13 protein-coding genes are annotated in these 18,324 nt (G+C 52.4%); 10 read left to right on the top strand and 3 right to left on the bottom strand.

The genetic code is table 11. From position 1 onward, the window contains the following. Position 1: 1 nt before the first annotated feature. Positions 2 to 2,842 (top strand): EAL domain-containing protein, encoded by a 2,841-nt coding sequence (locus ACMXD4_RS09990; protein WP_415880653.1) that lies wholly within the window; start codon positions 2 to 4, stop codon positions 2,840 to 2,842. On the opposite strand, the gene ACMXD4_RS09985 is transcribed toward ACMXD4_RS09990, so the two are convergent. Then, on the bottom strand, positions 2,839 to 3,669 hold the full coding sequence (locus tag ACMXD4_RS09985) for a PHP domain-containing protein (protein ID WP_171695639.1): 831 nt from the start codon (positions 3,667 to 3,669) through the stop codon (positions 2,839 to 2,841). The genes ACMXD4_RS09990 and ACMXD4_RS09985 overlap by 4 nt on opposite strands. Then, positions 3,669 to 5,465, bottom strand: a complete 1,797-nt coding sequence (locus tag ACMXD4_RS09980; protein WP_216614729.1) for an ABC transporter ATP-binding protein — start codon at positions 5,463 to 5,465, stop codon at positions 3,669 to 3,671. Before ACMXD4_RS09980 ends, ACMXD4_RS09985 begins: the two co-directional genes overlap by 1 nt. A gap of 103 nt (positions 5,466 to 5,568) precedes the next feature. Here ACMXD4_RS09980 and ACMXD4_RS09975 point away from each other — a divergent pair, with 103 nt between their 5' ends. From ACMXD4_RS09975 to galE, 5 genes are all read left to right on the top strand, one after another. Next, positions 5,569 to 7,485 (top strand): transglycosylase SLT domain-containing protein, encoded by a 1,917-nt coding sequence (locus ACMXD4_RS09975; RefSeq protein WP_171695640.1) that lies wholly within the window; start codon positions 5,569 to 5,571, stop codon positions 7,483 to 7,485. Between the two features lie 76 nt (positions 7,486 to 7,561). After that, a complete protein-coding gene (gene fabA, locus ACMXD4_RS09970; protein ID WP_033156420.1) occupies positions 7,562 to 8,077 on the top strand; it encodes a 3-hydroxyacyl-[acyl-carrier-protein] dehydratase FabA in 516 nt (171 codons plus the stop codon). A gap of 10 nt (positions 8,078 to 8,087) precedes the next feature. Next, positions 8,088 to 9,308 (top strand): beta-ketoacyl-ACP synthase I, encoded by a 1,221-nt coding sequence (gene fabB, locus ACMXD4_RS09965; RefSeq protein WP_171695641.1) that lies wholly within the window; start codon positions 8,088 to 8,090, stop codon positions 9,306 to 9,308. Positions 9,309 to 9,354: 46 nt separating this feature from the next. Then, complete coding sequence (ttcA, locus tag ACMXD4_RS09960; RefSeq protein ID WP_033156422.1) at positions 9,355 to 10,212, top strand: tRNA 2-thiocytidine(32) synthetase TtcA; 858 nt, start codon at positions 9,355 to 9,357, stop codon at positions 10,210 to 10,212. Between the two features lie 14 nt (positions 10,213 to 10,226). Continuing rightward, on the top strand, positions 10,227 to 11,273 hold the full coding sequence (gene galE, locus ACMXD4_RS09955) for a UDP-glucose 4-epimerase GalE (RefSeq protein ID WP_171695642.1): 1,047 nt from the start codon (positions 10,227 to 10,229) through the stop codon (positions 11,271 to 11,273). Here the strand turns inward: galE and ACMXD4_RS09950 are convergent. Then, positions 11,270 to 12,391 (bottom strand): sensor domain-containing diguanylate cyclase, encoded by a 1,122-nt coding sequence (locus ACMXD4_RS09950; RefSeq protein ID WP_171697754.1) that lies wholly within the window; start codon positions 12,389 to 12,391, stop codon positions 11,270 to 11,272. The genes galE and ACMXD4_RS09950 overlap by 4 nt on opposite strands. 267 nt (positions 12,392 to 12,658) lie before the next feature. Here ACMXD4_RS09950 and ACMXD4_RS09945 point away from each other — a divergent pair, with 267 nt between their 5' ends. The 4 genes from ACMXD4_RS09945 (at position 12,659) to ACMXD4_RS09930 (ending at position 18,177) form a co-directional block, all read left to right on the top strand. Further along, positions 12,659 to 13,186 carry an RNA polymerase sigma factor gene (locus ACMXD4_RS09945; RefSeq protein ID WP_171695643.1) on the top strand — a complete coding sequence of 176 codons (528 nt, stop codon included), beginning with the start codon at positions 12,659 to 12,661 and terminating at the stop codon, positions 13,184 to 13,186. Positions 13,187 to 13,270: 84 nt separating this feature from the next. Beyond that, entirely contained in the window at positions 13,271 to 14,233 is a 963-nt protein-coding gene (locus tag ACMXD4_RS09940; RefSeq protein ID WP_171695644.1) for a FecR family protein, read from the top strand. Between the two features lie 189 nt (positions 14,234 to 14,422). Further along, on the top strand, positions 14,423 to 16,837 hold the full coding sequence (locus ACMXD4_RS09935; protein WP_415880652.1) for a TonB-dependent siderophore receptor: 2,415 nt from the start codon (positions 14,423 to 14,425) through the stop codon (positions 16,835 to 16,837). Positions 16,838 to 16,926: 89 nt separating this feature from the next. Further along, positions 16,927 to 18,177 carry a PepSY-associated TM helix domain-containing protein gene (locus ACMXD4_RS09930; protein ID WP_415880651.1) on the top strand — a complete coding sequence of 417 codons (1,251 nt, stop codon included), beginning with the start codon at positions 16,927 to 16,929 and terminating at the stop codon, positions 18,175 to 18,177. The last annotated feature ends 147 nt before the right edge of the window (positions 18,178 to 18,324 follow it).

The raw sequence follows: 18,324 nt of genomic DNA, 5'->3' as shown, positions 1-18,324 counted from the left end.
CATGTCCGCCAAGCCGCGCATCCTGTTAGTCGACGACGATCCGATGGTCCGTCTGCTGGTCAGGCAAATGTTGCAAGCCGACGGCTACGAACTGATCGAAACCGACAACGGCCGGACCGGATTGGAACAATTTATCGCCGCCGAGCCGGATTTGGTGCTGCTGGACGTGATGATGCCGGAGATGGATGGCTTCAGTTGTTTACAAGGCATGCGTGCCGCCAGCGACAAATCGGTGCCGATTGTCATGATGACGGCTATCGAGGATACGCAAGCGGTGGAAGACGCCTTTCGGCTGGGGGCCACCGACTTTATCGGCAAACCCATCCAATGGCCGCTGTTGCCGCATCGAATCAGCTATGTGCTGCGCTCGCACCGTACTACACAACGTCTTATAGAGCAACAAACGCTACTCAAGCAAAGCGAGCAACGCTTTCGGGATTTGGTGGAAAGTATCGGTAACGAATACTTCCTGTATTCTCACAATACCGAACGTATTTTTACTTATCTAGGTCCTTCGGTGGAGCATATCCTCGGCTACAAACCCGACGAACTACATTGCGACTGCTTCGATATAACGACCAACAACCCGATCAATCGGCTTGCCAGAACCTACACCGAGCAATGCCTAGCGGGCATCAAACCACCCAACTACGAAGTGGAAGTGCGCAGCAAGGATGGCAGTCTGCGTGTACTCAGCCTCAATGAGTCGCCCATGTTCGACGACCATGGCCGAGTGGTTGCGGTGAACGGCCTGGCGCACGACATCACCGAAATGCGCAGCACGCAGCAAGCCCTTGCCGATAGCGAGGAACGCTTGCGGCTATCCATGCAGGCAGCCAAACAAGGTTTTTATGACATCAATCCGCAAACCGGGGCCATGATCATCAACGCCGAATATGCCAGCATGCTCGGCTACAACCCAGCCGATTTCGACGCCAATATCGACAGCTGGATCATGCGCTTGCATCCCGATGACCGGCAGCGCGTTTCCGACGCCTACCGGCAGTACATCGCCGGGGAACTGGCAGAATATCGCCTGGAATATCGGCAGCGTTGCGCGGACGATAGCTGGAAATGGATATTATCGATAGGCAGTATCGTCGAGCGCGACGCCAACAATCAGCCGGTGCGCATGCTGGGCACCCACACCGACATCACCGACAGTAAAACGGCAGCCGAACGCCTGAATTTGCTGGCCAAAGTGTTCGAAAACAGCGGCGAAGCCATTTTTCTGTGCGATCCGGATACCCGCATCGTGTCCAGCAATCAGGCCTACACGACGATTACCGGTTACAGAGCCGAAGAGGTGCTACAGCAAACGCCCTCCATTCTCGATGCGCGTCATCTTGACCTCAACCACTATCAACGTATCTGGCAGGCCTTGCGCGAAAACGGCTACTGGCAAGGCGAAATTTGGGATACCCGCAAGAACGGCGAGACCTATCCCGCATGGCTGGGTATTTCCGCGATGTATAACACCCATGGCGCCATCAGCCATTACATCGGCATTTTTTCGGACATTACCGAGCGCAAGGCCGCCGAAGCCCAAATCGAATATCTGGCACGTCACGATCCACTCACCAATTTGCCCAATCGCACCTTGTTGCGCGACCGCTTCGACCAGGCCATGGCCCATGCCGTGCGTAACAACACGCTGGTCGGCTTACTGTTTCTGGACCTGGATCATTTTAAAAATATTAACGACACAATGGGGCACGACGTCGGCGACCGCTTACTGCAAGGCATCGCGGAGCGTCTGGTGCAATGCGTGCGCGAGGTGGATACGGTTTGCCGGCAAGGCGGCGATGAATTCATCATTATCCTCACCGACATTCCCGACATCGACGCAATCACACAAATTGTGCTGAAAATTCTCGATCAACTGACACAACCCTTTGTCATCGAAGGCGTCACGCTTTGCACCTCCTTCAGCATAGGCGTCAGTTTGTATCCCAATGACGGCCTGAATTTTCACGGTTTACTCAACAAAGCCGACACGGCAATGTATTCGGCGAAAAACGAAGGCCGCAATACCTTCCGCTTCTTTTCCAACGATATGAACCTGGCGTCTATCGAGCGGATGAATATCGAGAACGGTCTGCGCATGGCTTTGAAGCGCAAAGAACTTCGCTTGCATTATCAGCCGCAATATTCCATACACAGCAACACGGTGATCGGTGCGGAAGCCTTGCTGCGCTGGCAACCGGAAAACAGCCCGATGATCCCGCCGGCCAAGTTCATTCCTATCGCCGAGGACAACGGCATGATCGTCCCGATAGGCGACTGGGTGTTACGCGAAGCCTGTAAGCAAAACAAGCTTTGGCACGACGCCGGTATGAAACTGCTGGTTACCGTCAACATCTCGGCCCTACAGTTCAAGCGCGGCAACTTACTGGAATCGGTGCAAAGCGCATTGGCGGAATCCGGGCTGGAACCGCATTATTTAGAGCTGGAGTTAACCGAATCGGTCCTGATGTTCGACACCAATGCCGTCATCAATACGATTGCCCAGTTGCGCGCCTTGGGCGTCAGCTTTGCCATCGACGATTTCGGTACCGGTTATTCCTCACTGAGTTATTTGAAGCGCTTTGCGGTGAACAAACTAAAAATCGATCAATCGTTTATCCGGGATTTAACCTCAGGCAAAGCCGAAGACACCGCTATCGTCAAAGCCATCTTGCAATTGGGTGATACGCTGGGCCTGCTGACCTTAGCCGAAGGCGTGGAAACCAAGGAGCAAGCCGAGCAACTGCATCAACTCGGCTGCCGCAAAGCGCAGGGTTTTTATTGGAATCAACCCTTGCCCCCCGACGAATTCGCCCGGTTGTTTACGCCTGGTTAAAATAACTGCCAAACCGGCGCCGCGCCGTCCGGCAAGGCCGCCAGACGCCCCAGCTCCAGCCATGGGTTGCCCGGCGCATGAAAATCCGAGCCCATCGACGCATGCAATTGATGTTTGCTGGCATGCAGATAACTTAAGCGAATATCGTCGACGCTGGCCCGGCCGGTCACCACTTCGATGCCCTGCCCGCCTGCCGCCTTGAATGCCACCAATGCTTTGTTAATCCATTTGCTACTGAGTTTGTAACGCAAGGGATGCGCCAACACCGCCACACCGCCGGCGGCCCGAATCCAGCCGACACAATCGGCCAGACCGGCCCAAACCGTTGGTACATAAGCCGGCTTGCCCTTGCTCAAATAACGATCAAATGCGTCCTGCGGGGTTTCGACCACACCTTGATTAACCAGAAAATCGGCAAAATGCAGGCGGGTGATTTCGCCGTTACCGGCGATTTGCCTTAACGTGGGATAGGCATCGGCTATGCCCTTCTTCGCCAGTTTTTCGGCAATTTTTTGCGCGCGTTGGTCGCGAATTAATTGTTGCTTAGCAATACCGTCGAGTAAACCCGGATGCTGTGGATCGATATTTAAACCGACGATGTGCAGACAATGGCTTTCAAAACTGGCCGACAGTTCGATGCCGGGAATCAAGCGGATGCCAGCTTGCGCGGCGGCTTCGGTCGCTTCTTGTAAGCCGGCAGTTGTATCGTGGTCGGTCAAAGCCAGCGCGGTAACGCCCTGCTGTTGAGCACGCAGCACCAGTTCGGTGGGCGACAAAGCGCCGTCGGACGCGGTGGAATGACTGTGTAAATCGTATAATTCCGACACTATTGATAATCACCGTAAAGTTTGGCGTACAAGCCGTTTTGTTGAATCAAGGAATCGTGTTTGCCTTGTTCGCAAATCTGGCCTTGTTCAAAGACATACACATGATCAGCCTGTTTCACCGCACTGAGCCTATGCGCGATGATGATGGTAGTACGGCCTTCCAGAAAGGTGCTCAAGGCTTGGTGCAGTTTATACTCGGTTTCGCTATCCAGTGCCGACGTCGCTTCGTCGAGAATCACCACAGCGGGCTGGCTGACTATCATCCGGGCGATGGCTAGCCGTTGCCGTTGGCCGCCGGATAAGCGCATACCCTGCCTGCCCACCACGGTGTCCAAACCCTGCGGCTGTTCTTCAACGGTGGACTTCATTTGCGCAATCTCCAAAGCTCGCCACAATTCAGCATCGGCAATCTCCCGGCCCAAGGTCAGATTGGCGCGTATCGTATCGTTTAGCAAAGCGGGATGCTGTAAAACGGTCGCGACATGTTCGCGCACCACATCCAAGCCTATCCGGTTCAGCGGCACGCCGTCGAAATAAATCATGCCGCTGCCCGGCGGATATAAACCGATCAAAGTTTGCGCCAGCGTCGACTTGCCACCGCCGCTGGCGCCGACCAGGGCAATTTTCTCACCGGCCGGTATAGTCAAATTAATACCGTTCAGTACCGGTTCGTCCTTGTAACTAAAATGCAGATTCTTGACGCTGACCGACACGGTTTTACGCCCGATAAACGGGTTTTGCAAATGCGGATAATACGGTTCGCGCTGCAACAGGGTCAGCTGATTGACGCGGGCCAACGCGGCTTTGGCGGCATAAAAAGACTGCTGAATGCTTAATATCTCCTGCACCGGCGCCATCATGAACCACAGATAACCGAATACCGCCAACATTTCGCCTATGGTCAGATTGGAATACAGCACCATCAGCATCGCTGTTGCGCGGAAAATATCGAAGCCAAATAGAAAGGTCAAAAAGCTCAAACGCACCGTCGCATCGCTTTTCCAGGCATAGATGGTCGAGTGGTTTTTAACCGCCAGTGCGCTGCCGATCAACTGCCGGCAATAGTGCTCCTCGCGGTTGCTGGCGCGGATTTGATGAATCGCCTCCAGCGTTTCGCTCAAAGCTTGCTGGAATATTGCGTAGGCTTTGTTTTCGTTAGCCTTCAGTTCCTTCACCCTGGAACCAACAGCCCGGGCCAAATAAATCACCAACGGGTTCAAAAAGATAATAAATAAACCCAATTGCCAGTGCATCCACAGCAGAATTAAAGCGGTACCGAACACGGTCAGAACTGCCACCAATAATTTACTGATCGTGGTGCCGATAAAATTATCCAGCGTATCGAGGTCGGTCACCATGTGCGAACTGACCGTACCGCTGCCCAGGCTTTCATACTCGGACATCGAGATGTGTTGCAAATGTTTCACCAAACTTTCGCGAATGCGAAAAATCACATCCTTGGCAATATTGGAAAACTGCCGAGTCTGCATAATGTTTAGCACCAAGGCAAACAAGCGCAACAGCAAGCTCAGCAGCAAAATAATGGCAATGTAAATGGCAGGTTGCTGCCACTCGCCGGGCAGCCATGGATTGAGGCTATTCAGCACCACACCCGGATGGTTAAGCAGGACTTCGTCCACCAATAATGGCATCAATAACGGTACCGGCACGCTGGCAACCGTTGCCAAGATGGCGACCAAATGCCCGTTGATCAGTTGTTTTTTATGCTGCTTAGCGATGCTGTAGATGTACTGCCAGGAATATTCGGCTTTCGCCGCGCGCTGTAAGGTTTTCAAGGTAATGAAACAAATTCGATGAAGTTTAACGATTATAATGGTCCGACCCACTTTGCAAAAACTTCTTGCATAGGGTTTAGTCTCGGCTGTCGTGGAAATTGATATGCATGTTATCCCGTGTTTTTTACTGCTTGCCGCTCTGACCGGCGTTTTACCGAACAGTGTCCAGGCGGATGAAATCTCTTTGGCCAGCCAACGTCAGCTATTTTTGCGTGCCGAGCAAGCACTTGACCAGAATCGCGATGCCGAATATTTCGCGATGGCTTCAAACCTAAGAGGCTACCCGCTATATCCTTATCTGCAATACCAATGGTTAAAAAATCATTTGGACGCCGACGCCGACATCAAACAGTTTTTAAACGAGCACGCCGCCAGCCGTTACGCGGCCGCGCTGCGGCAAAAGTGGTTGCTGGCTTTGGGTAAAAAGCAGCAGTGGCTAGTGCTGCTGAATAATTATCAAGGCAGTGACGATCCCGAGCTGCAATGCTACGCCGGCCTGGCTCAATTGCAAACCGGCCAAGCCTTGGAAGCCATCAATCAAGCCCGCACTTTATGGTTAAGCGGTAAATCGCAACCGGATAATTGCGATGTCCTGTTCGAAGCTTATAAATCATCGCCGTACTTTAATAAGGAACTGATCAACCAACGATTTCACGCCGCACTCAAACGTGACAACCAAAGCCTGGCCAGCTACTTGACCCGATTTTTCAGCGACGCGGAACTCAAGCAGGCCAATACCTGGTTAAAACTGCACCGACAGCCAGAAACCGTTATTGCTGATACAAGCTGGCGCGACTACCCCGACCAAGCAGGCGAGTTGTTTGCCCATGCGATTGACCGCTGGCTGGAAACCAATGTCGATACGGCCATGGCGACTTGGGACAGCAATAAATCGCAAATCGCCATTGCGCCGGCGACCGCCGCTTTTATCGAAAAACGCATCGCTATCGCCTTGGCCTTAAAACACGACAGCCGCGCTTACGCCCGCTTGTCGCAACTGGAAAACAGCGACGAATCGGCCCGGGAATGGCGAGTCAGAGCCGCATTGAATATACAGAACTGGCAAGACGTCGCTGTGGCGATTACCGGCCTTAACGACGACGAAAAATCTCAGGAAAAATGGCAGTACTGGCAAGCTCGCGGCTTGGCGGAAACCGGCCAGAGCGCAGCCGCCAATGCCTTGTTTCTACAGTTGGCAAAAAATCGCAGTTTCTACGGTTTTCTGGCTGCCGGCAGATTAAGGCAAGCCATTGAACTGGTGGACAGACCTTTGACGGTATCAAGCAGCGACCTCGAGACTTTACAAAATCGAGCGGATTTCCAGGTATTTTCCGAGCTACTCGCTATCGACAGAAAACCGGAAGCCAAACGCCAATGGTGGTACGCAATAGCCAAACTCGATAGTCACCAGCTACCCGTCGCTGCAAAACTGGCACAACAAGCCAATTGTCCGGCTTTGGCGATTACCACTATAGCCAAGGCTAATCAATGGGACGACGTCAATCTACGCTTTCCGCTGACCTATATCCAGCCCATCCAAAGTAACGCCGCCGCACAACAATTGGATCCGGGTTTAATTTTGGGATTGATCCGCCAGGAGAGCGCGTTCGATGAATTGGCCGACTCGCCGGCTGGCGCTAAAGGTTTGATGCAGATCATGCCAAACACCGGCCGGCAAATTGCCGCCGAATTGCGCGATAGTTGGGATAGCGATTACAGCCTGTTTAAACCGGAACTCAATGTCAAATACGGGACGTTTTATTTCAAAAAACTCTTGCGCCAATTCAATGGCCACGTCGCACTGGCCACGGCCGCCTATAACGCCGGCGCCAATAAAGTGAAGCGCTGGCTACCGGAAAACCGGGCTTTGCCGGCCGACATCTGGATTGAAAACATCCCTTACAAGGAGACTCGGGGGTATGTTGCATCGGTGTTAATGTATAGCTTGATCTACCAGCAGCGCCTGCAACGCGACAGCTTAAAGATCGACGATCTAATGCGCGAGGTCATGCCCGACTAAAAATTGAGCTGATTTTTTAAGCCGATTATTAGATAATGCCGCAGTTTTTGAACCCACCAACCAGGTAAAAATCAAGATGGAGAAGCAGCACAGTTTCACGCGCGAAGAATTATTAATGTCCGGCCGAGGTGAATTATACGGTCCGACCAACGCGCAGCTACCGCTTCCCAATATGCTGATGATGGACCGCATCGTCCATATTTCCGATGAAGGCGGCAAATACGGCAAAGGCGAAATCATCGCCGAGTTGGATATTACCCCCGAATTATGGTTTTTTGATTGCCACTTTCAAGGTGATCCGGTCATGCCGGGCTGTCTGGGTTTGGACGCGATGTGGCAATTGGTCGGTTTTTATTTATGCTGGCTGGGCGGCCCCGGCAAAGGCCGCGCGCTGGGTTGCGGCGAAGTTAAATTCACCGGCCAAGTACTGCCGACAGCCAAAAAAGTGACTTATAAAATCGACTTGAAGCGCGTGATTCTACGCAAATTGGTCATGGGCATCGCCGATGCGACGATGGAAGTCGATGGCAAACAAATCTACGAGGCGACCGATTTACGAGTCGGTTTATTCACTTCCACCCAAGATTTCTAAGGAAACCATCATGAAGCGCGTCGTTGTAACAGGTTTAGGGATAGTTTCCAGCATCGGCAACAACCGGGACGAAGTGGTTGATTCTTTACGCGCTGGCCGTTCCGGTATCGTTCACGCACCGGTCTATGCCGAGATGGGCTTTCGCAGCCATGTACACGGCCCGGTTAATATTGATCTGGATGAAGCGATCGACCGTAAAGTTAAACGCTTTATGGGCGACGGTGCCGCATACAACTACCTGGCTATGGAACAGGCTATTGCCGACTCCGGCCTGGAAGAGTCGCAAGTGTCCAATATCCGCACCGGCTTAGTGATGGGCTCCGGCGGGCCGTCAACGTCCAATCTGGTCGATTCCGCCGACATTCTGCGTTCCAAAGGTGTAAAAAAGGTCGGACCCTACATGGTGACGCGCGCCATGTCCAGCACCAACACGGCCTGCTTGGCCACGCCCTTTAAAATCAAAGGCGTCAATTACTCCATCAGCTCCGCTTGCGCCACCAGCGCCCACTGCATCGGCCACGCCATGGAATTGATTCAATTAGGCAAACAAGACGTTGTGTTCGCCGGCGGCGGTGAAGAACTGCACTGGACTATGTCGGTGATGTTCGACGCGATGGGCGCACTGTCTTCAAAATATAACGACACGCCAGAGACGGCCTCCCGGCCTTACGACGAAACCCGCGACGGCTTCGTCATCTCGGGCGGCGGCGGTGTTTTGGTGATTGAGGAACTGGAACATGCCAAAGCACGCGGCGCTAAAATCTATGCCGAACTGGTCGGCTACGGTGCAACTTCCGATGGCTACGACATGGTGCAACCGTCCGGCGAAGGCGCAGTGCGCTGCATGCAACAAGCCTTGGCTACCGTTAATGAAAAAATTGACTATATCAACGCGCACGGCACCAGCACCCCGGTAGGCGATACCCGCGAACTAGAAGCGATGCGCGAAGTGTTTGGTGTTGACGGCGTACCGGCAGTCAGCTCAACCAAATCTTTAACCGGACATGCCTTGGGTGCGGCCGGCGTCAACGAAGCCATTTATTCCTTGCTGATGATGCAGGAAAACTTCTTGAGTGCCTCCGCCAATATCAACCAACTCGATCCAGGTGCGGCCGGCATTCCTATCGTTAGAGAATATCGGGATAACGTCACGCTGAACACCATTATGTCCAACAGCTTCGGCTTTGGCGGCACCAACGCCACGCTGATTTTCCAACGCTACAACGGCTAACTTTGGCGCGGCTGCAACTTTGGTTCAGCCGCCCTTCCCTGCACCCATGTCCGATCCAGAACACAAATCCCGTACCCAGTTTAACAAGCTGCAAAAACGCCTGAGACGTTGCGTTGGCGAAGCCATCGCCGATTTCAACATGATAGAGCCCGATGATAAGGTCATGGTGTGTCTGTCCGGCGGCAAAGATTCTTACACCATGTTGGACATTCTGCTGAACTTGCAGAAAACCGCGCCAATCAATTTTGAGATTATTGCCGTCAATCTGGATCAGAAGCAGCCAGGCTTTCCGGAACATGTGCTGCCGGAATATCTACAATCGATAGGCGTGCCCTACCACATCATCGAGCACGACACTTACAGCATCGTCAAACGCATCATCCCGGAAGGCCAAACCACTTGCAGCCTATGTTCTCGGCTACGTCGTGGCACGTTGTACGGATTTGCCAAGGAACATAAGATCACCAAGATCGCCCTGGGCCATCACCGCGACGACATTATCGAAACCTTCTTTTTAAACATGTTCTACGCTGGCAAACTGAAAGCCATGCCGCCGAAGCTGCTGAGTGACGATAAGCAAAACATCGTCATACGTCCGTTAGCATATTGCCGGGAAAAAGACATCAACCGCTTCGCGGCTTTCAAACAGTTTCCGATCATTCCCTGCAATCTGTGCGGTTCGCAAGAAAACCTGCAACGCAAGGCCATGAAACAAATGCTCAACGCTTGGGATAAACAATTCCCCGGCCGCATCGAGACGATTTTCGCCAGTTTGCAAAATATCGCGCCGTCGCAAATGGCCGATACCAGCTTGTTCGATTTTGCCGGCCTGCGCCGCGACCCCGAATCCACTATTCCGCGCGTCGTATCCGATGAAGCCGGACTGGACATCCTAGAACGCTAATAGGGAATGCAACGATGAAACACACCATCTTAGTGACGGGCGGCGCCGGCTATATCGGCAGCCATACCTGCGTAGAACTGCTGAATAACGGTTTCGAGGTCATCGTTGTCGACAACCTAAGTAACAGCAAAATCGAATCGCTGAAACGTATCGAAACCATTACCGGACATAAACCCGGTTTCTATCAAGCCGACATTACCGACCAAGCCGCGCTACGCGAGATTTTTAAAGCACATAAAATCGATGCGGTGGTTCATTTCGCCGGCCTGAAAGCCGTCGGCGAATCCTGCCAGCAACCCCTGAGCTATTACCGCAACAACATCTACGGCACCCAAGTGTTACTGGAAACGATGGATGAGTTTGCAGTGAAAAGATTGGTATTCAGCTCGTCGGCGACCGTTTACGGCGATCCACACGCCGTACCGATTCTGGAAAGCTTCCCGCTGCAAGCCACCAATCCTTACGGCCGTACCAAACTGTTTATCGAGGAAATCCTGCGCGATGTCAGCAATGCCGACAGCCTGAACGGCAACGGCCAGCCCTGGCAATTTGCAATACTGCGCTATTTCAACCCCATCGGCGCGCACAGCAGCGGTTTGATCGGTGAAGATCCCAACGGCATACCCAATAATCTGATGCCGTTTTTATCGCAAGTCGCCATCGGTAAGCTGCCGGTCCTGTCGGTATTCGGCAACGACTACCCCACCAAGGACGGCACCGGCGTGCGCGATTACATCCACGTCGTCGATCTGGCGCAAGGCCATATCAAAGCCTTGCAATACCTGCTCGGTAAATCCGCCGATACCGCTATTTGCGATGCGGTTAATTTAGGAACCGGCAACGGCTACAGCGTATTGGAAATGGTCAATACCTTCATTGAGGTGACGGGCCAAGCGGTACCCTACAAAATCGCACCACGCAGAGCCGGCGATGTCGCGGCCTGTTACGCTGATCCCAGCCTGGCCGAAGCAAAAATAGGTTGGAAAGCCGAGCGGGATTTAAAACAAATGATGACCGACACCTGGCGCTGGCAGAAAAACAATCCCAACGGTTACCACTAAGCAGGCTCGGTTACTAACACCAGCCCGCCATTCTCAATACGATTTCTGCCTTTACGTTTGGCTTCGTACAAAGCAGCATCGGCGGTTTGCACCAATTGCAAGGCAATCTCGGCGACAAGCTTTTTCTGCGCCCGGCTAGGCTGGTAAGTCGCCACACCAATCGAAATAGTCACCGGGATGGCTTGATCGCCATACTCCACCCGTAAATTAGCAATACTCAAACGAATCCGCTCGGCAATTTCCGAGGCCGTACTTTCATCGGATTGCGACAGCAAAGCCACAAACTCCTCGCCGCCGTAACGCGCCAGCACATCGTTATTGCGCAGCAATTTCTTGATGATGCCGGCCACGACAGCCAGTACATGATCGCCAGCCTGGTGTCCAAAACCGTCGTTGATGCGCTTGAAAAAATCAATATCCAGAAATAGGCAGGACAAAGGTTCGCGATTGCGTTGGCTGCGATCCAGCTCTTCCTCTATACGCTGCTCCAAAAACCGCCGATTGTTCACGCCGGTCAAGGGATCGACCAAACTGGTGCGCCGCATGGTTTCGACATTAAGATTGTTTTCCAGGCAAATACTGATGACCGAGGCGATGTGCTCGACAAAATCGGTCGCCATACCTTGCATGAAACGCTCGTTGTGATAACTGCCCAGATTCAACGAGCCCAAATACCGATCCCGGCGAATCAGCGGCGCAATCACCACCGACGCCGGTTTTTGTTGATTCGATTCGGAGAAAAACTTCTCGCAAATCGTGGTTTGATAGCTCCCCAGAAACGGCTGGTCGGACAGACCAAAACTATGCCGCAATTGCCATTCGCTACTCGCTAAAAACAGCCCTTCCCGGTCCCGATAATTATAATTATCCACTTCCAGGTAACCGGCGATTTCGTTTTTAGGGTCGATCAAACACAAGCTGATTACGTCCAATTGGAACAGTGCCTTGGCTTCACCGAGAATGAACTCGATCATCTCCGCCAACGAACTAAGCCCCAGTAAACGCATTTCAAAGCTTTGCAATCGCTTCAAGGTCAAGCTGTTGTGTTGGACGCGGTTGAGCATACCGTCCAAATGACTTTCCAAAACCCGCAGATCTGTTGTTATATCCTGTTCCAAGCTCGGCCCCACCCGCTTAATCGAGGTGATAAGACTAGCAGTTTTCGCAGAAAAAGTGTGTAGTTGTGGGCACTTCCAGCACACATCTCCCGTCCACTCTGATTGCAAATAAATCAGGCATTTCACCTATTAAAACGGCATATGCCATACCCTGCCACCGGGTGCCATGTGATTTTGTCTTTCAAAATCAACACACTTGTTTATTGGTTCAAATATTGCTGTAAATCGGCTCTATCGGGTTCCAAGCACGCCAAACACGTCTTCGCCATGAACAGCCTCACCTTCAACATCGACGATTTATTTTTGAGCCATCGCGATTCGTTGATTCACACTATTTTCGGCATCGTCGGCTGCCCGCAAACCGCGGAAGACTTGGCGCATGAAGCTTACATAAAAATGCTGCACGCCCTGGAAATCCAAGACATCAGTTACCCGCGGCCGTTTCTATACCAAATCGCAAAAAACCTGGCACTGGATCATCTGCGTAAAGAACGTATTCGCCAACGCGCCGACGACTCAAAAACGGCCGATACGGACGAAGATATATCGCTGCTGGACAATTTGCCGGACGATACCCCGACGCCCGAACAGCAAGCGTCCGATCAACAAGAACTGGCATTGATGCTGGCAGCGCTTGAGCAATTACCCGAACGGCGCAGGCAAATTCTGGTGTTGCACAAATTTCACCATTGGAATTACGAGCGGATCGCCGCCTATTACGGCATATCGCGTAGCGCGGTAGAGAAGAATGTACAGGCAGCTCTGACTCATTTATTAGCCAGCCGGCAAGACTAGCCGTAACCTTAGGCCATACTGATTTTCCTGAACACAGCACCAATACTGATAAAATTCGCCCCATTGCCTAACCCGTCAACCGCCATGCCTTTACGTTTTGATCAGGAAGTTCCATCGCAGGGTAATGTCCAAGATCAAGCACTTGCCTGGTTTGCCCGCTTACAAGACCATAAAAGCGGTGCGGCCGATCAAGCCGAGTTTGCCTGCTGGTTAGCCGCCGACCCCACGCATCAAACCGCTTACGACAAAGTGGTGCAACTCTGGCAATCGCCAGCATTGAACGCCGCCCTAAGCCAATACGCCAGCATCCCACTTCGGCCGCCCGCACAGCCTCAATCGACAATGCGGCGCTGGGCTGCAGCCGCCAGCATTACCTTGATTAGCGGCTGGTTCCTGGCTTCAACCGGCTGCTTGCAACGCTGGCAAGCTGACATCGCCACCGCCACGGGCGAACAGCGCCGAGTAATACTGGCAGACGGTTCCGCGCTGGTTCTAAATACCGATAGTGCGGTAAAACTGGATTACGCCGGTCAACAGCGCGGCGTAACCTTATTAAGCGGCGAAGCCTATTTTGAGGTGCAAGCCGACAAAAGCCGGCCGTTTATTGTGACGACAGAACAGGGAACAGTGCGCGTGGTGGGCACCCGCTTCAGCGTCAAAACCGGCGATACTACCCAAGTGAATGTCGAAAGCGGCCTAGTGATTTGTAGCGCCGAACAAGGCCAAAACCGACAATTAAGCGTCGGCCAACATACCGAGATCGATACCCACAGCGTTGCGGAAATCAGCAACATAGATACCGGTAAAACCTTTGCTTGGCTAAAAGGCCGCTTGATCTTTCAAGATCGAACCTTGGCAGAAGTGATAACCGAATTGGACCGCTACCATCCCGGCGCCATCGTCATCGCCGACGCCAAATTGGCACACACCCGGATAACCGGAAATTACAAACTGGAAGATACCGATAGCCTGCTGCGAACCTTGGCGAACATAACCGGCGCCAAAATCGTGAATATTTCCACTTACCTGACGATACTGAAAAACTAAATCGCCCCCCGACCAATTAGGTATTGATTGGGACAATCATTCGCCCGATGCCACAATCTCCGGCCGACGCCCTACTCGCCAATCAAAAAATAATTTTCTCGCCAACTGTGTATTCCTTTTTCTGAAACGTCTCGGTAGCCATGTGCGTTGCAACGCGCTAACCGACAACAACCCAGACAAGGAGTACATATGAAGCCCCCACACCTGTCCCCGCCTTGTGCATTACGCAAACTCAGCATTGCCATAGCACTGAGTTTACCGGGCTTGATAAGCGTTCTCGCCCAAGCCGCAGAAACCGCCACTAGCCAACCAGCCAGTCAACGTTTTAACATCCCCGCCCAACCGCTGGCTGACGCCATTAACGCCTTTATCAGCAGCAGCGACTGGCAAGTGGGCTTTCCCGCAGAGCTGGCCAAAAACTGCCTATCCAGCAACATTAACGGCAACTACACACCGCAGCAAGCCCTACACATCTTGCTGCAAGGCACCGGCCTCAACTACCGCATGACTGGTGAAAACAAAGCTACGCTGGAAAAAGTAGCCGTTAGTGAACCGCAATCGGCAACGACTATGCCAGCGGTAACGGTGACTGGTAAGGGGGTTTATGATTCAACGGATCCTTATAATTCGGATTACCGTTTGCCCAACGCCACTACAGGCACCAAGACAGATACGCCGATCATGGAAACGCCGTTTTCGGTGCAAATAGTGCCGAAGCAGGTTTTAGAGGATCAACAGGCCGTTCGTTTGAAAGACGCATTAAAGAACGTCAGCGGCGTAATGCCGGGAGGTGAGCAAGGCCGTAGCGACGAATTTATCATTCGCGGCTTTAGAAATAACACGGTCTATCGAAACGGTGTTTTATCTCCGGCATTAGGACAGAGAGTTGGCATGAATCGCCGAGAAACGGCGAATCTGGAAAGAGTCGAAGTGCTGAAAGGTCCGGGCTCGATTCTCTACGGACGCGCGGAACCGGGCGGCATCATGAATGTCGTTACCAAACAGCCGTTGGCGACCCCTTATTATTCGCTGCAGCAGCAATTCGGCTCGTTCGATTTTTATCGCACTACGCTCGATGCCACCGGTCCGATTACAGATGACGGCAGCTTGCTGTACCGCTTCAACCTTGCTTATCAGGATTCGAAATCGTTTCGGGAATTCGTTGGGGACGAGCGCGTGTTTGTGGCACCCGTGCTGCGCTGGAATATCGATCCTCGCACGCAAGTCACTTTCGAATTTGAATATTTAAAGGACGACTATTCTCTGGAACCCGGCATTCCCAATATAGGTAACCGTCCCGCATCGTTACCGCGCGAGCGTAATTTATCGGAGCCTTATACAAAACGCAGCAAGGAATTCATGCTGGCCAGCATGAATTGGTCGCATGAATTTAACGACAATTGGACTTTACGCCATCGTTTCAGTTACGAAAATTTCGAAAACCAGCATACCGGGTTGTTCTTTCTAGGCAATGTTGCTCCTAACGGCACAATCAACCGCCGCTTTTTTGTCGACAACTTCCCCTCACAGCGGTATTTCAACAACGTAGACCTCACCGGAAAGTTCGAGACCTTTGGGCTAAAACATACCTTACTTCTCGGCGGCGATTATTTTCGCGCCGACGACCTGATTACTCAAATTGGCGTCGCTGCTCCGGCTATCAACATCTACAATCCTGTCCACAGTCCCCTGCCGTCGCTGCCCGCGCCCACTTTTGGCGATAAAACCACCGCCTGGTACGGCCTTTTTCTTCAGGATCAGATCGAATTGCCGTTCAACGTCCACGTTTTGGGAGGACTTCGCTACGACAGCGCAACGGTTGATAACAATCTGCTGGGCCGCACCGTTTCCGACGACGACCGGGTCAGTCCGCGCGGCGATTTACTCTGGCGCCCGCTGAATTGGTTATCGCTATACGGTAGTTACACGGAGAACTTCAGCCAGTCGAATAGCCAGTTCAGAACGGACGGCTTCATTCTGCCACCGGAAACGGCCGAGCAATGGGAAACCGGGGTAAAAACCGAGTTTTGGGACGGACGTTTATCGGCGACCTTGGCGTATTTCGACTTGACCAAACAGAACGTGCCCGTGTTCGACCCTTTAAATCCCTTGGTGCCCAAAACGGCTGGCGAAGCCGAAAGCCGCGGCCTGGAATTCGACCTATCGGGCGAGGTTTTGCCGGGTTGGCGAATCATCGGTGCTTATTCGTACCTGCCGTTTGCCAAGATCACCAAAGATGTCGATGCGAGCGGAGGTATTGGCAATACCGGTAAGCGGCTGGTACTCGACCCGCGTCATTTCGGCAGCTTGTGGAATACCTACGAATTCCAGACCGGAGATTTGCAGGGGCTCAAACTCGGAGCCGGCGTCTCCGCGGTCGGCCAACGGCAAGGCGATACCGCCAATACTTACCAACTGCCCGGCTATGCCACGCTAAATCTGATGGCGAGCTATTCGATGTCGATCAATTCGGCGAAATTAACTGCCCAAGTTAACGCTGATAATCTCTTGGACAAGCACTATTTCGCGGCCTCCAATGACGGAAACCAAATATTTTACGGCGCCCCGCGCACCTTCATGGGGTCGATTCGGGTGGAATATTGAACAACGAGACGGGATATCAGCCTGCGCTCAGCACGGCCGGCACTCACCTGAAAGAAACAAATCAGGCAACTACCTCTTGAGGATTTTCTATGCTTAGCTCGATGACGATACCGAAAGCCGATACTCATCTGGCCAAACTCAAAGCCCGCCGCAAACGGTGGCTGAATGTGCATTTATATCTCGGCCTGATTGCCGGCGCGGTCTTAACCGTAGTCGGGTTAACCGGCAGCTTTGCGGTTTTCTATGTCGAATTAGAGGAAGTTTTAAACCCGGAGCTTGCTTTAGTTTCCACGCCGGTTGAAGATCGAAAAAAGTTGCATTCTTTGGATGAGATGATTTCTGCGGCGGAATCCGTCAAGCCGTCGGGCAGCCGTTTTTTCAAGGTCTATTACCCCCGTAATCCCGATATCGCCTATAAGCTGCTGTATTTTGTCAGGGATGACAAACAAGCGAAAAATGGCGACGGCTATTACATTTTTGTCGACCCTTACACGGCAAAGGTCAACGGCATGCAACTGTATTATCTTAAGGATCGGTATTGGGGGCGGCCCATAGTCGGCTTCATTATGCAATTGCACTGGTGCCTGCTGCAAGGCAGAACCGGCGCCGACATTAACGGTATTTTGGCCGCGATTTCCATCATTTCCGTATTGACAGGATTGATACTGTGGTGGCCGTTGACCGGCAAGTTCAAACAGGCTTTAACCTTTAAGCGCAACGCCAGTGCCGTACGCTTTAACTTCGACCTGCATAAAACCGTTGGCATTTATTCGGCTATCGTCTTGCTGCCGGTGTTGTTTTCAGGCGTTTATTTTAACCTGCCTGAGCAGGTCAATGTGCTGGTCAAATTGTTTTCGCCGGTCAGCCGTCCAACTGCTTTTAACAGTATCCCGGCAGAAATCCGCAGTAAACCGCCGCAAGCCGGACATCAGCCCTTAAGTTTGTCAACCGTGGAAGCCATTGTGCAAGAGCGCTACCCCGCCGGCCGCTTATGGATGCTTAATGGGCCGAAAAGCCCTGAAGGCGTCTATAAGGTAATGAAGAAGGATGTGACCGAGTTAAGTCATTTTGTCGGTTATCGTGATATTGCCCTAGACCAATACAGCGGCGAGATAGTCAAAGTTTACGATAAAAGCACCGGCAGTAACGGCGATATATTTCTGGACTGGCAATGGCCGCTGCATAGCGGTTACGCTTTCGGTTGGACGGGGAGGATGTTGGTATTTCTCTCTGGCTTAGCTTGCCCGGGTTTGTATGTCACCGGCGTCATTCGTTGGCTGCAAAAACGCCGGGCAAAATCAGCCGCCGCCGTCATTCAGGCTAAGAAAAATCCCGACTAAGTCCGCTGCTAAACGACCGATACTCGCGCGCCGACAGCGGTATTCCCATTGTCTTGCCGCCGACCCAGAATTTCGGTGATTTCCCGATGACCGACAAAGCCCTATAACATAGTTTAATTAAATCGACTGCTCGTCACCCTTCATCAA

It is taken from the genome of Methylomonas sp. TEB (assembly GCF_047777895.1).
Classification (GTDB): Bacteria; Pseudomonadota; Gammaproteobacteria; order Methylococcales; family Methylomonadaceae; genus Methylomonas.
Note: the sequence above shows the minus strand (reverse complement) of the source record. Positions and strands in the feature narration are given on the sequence as shown.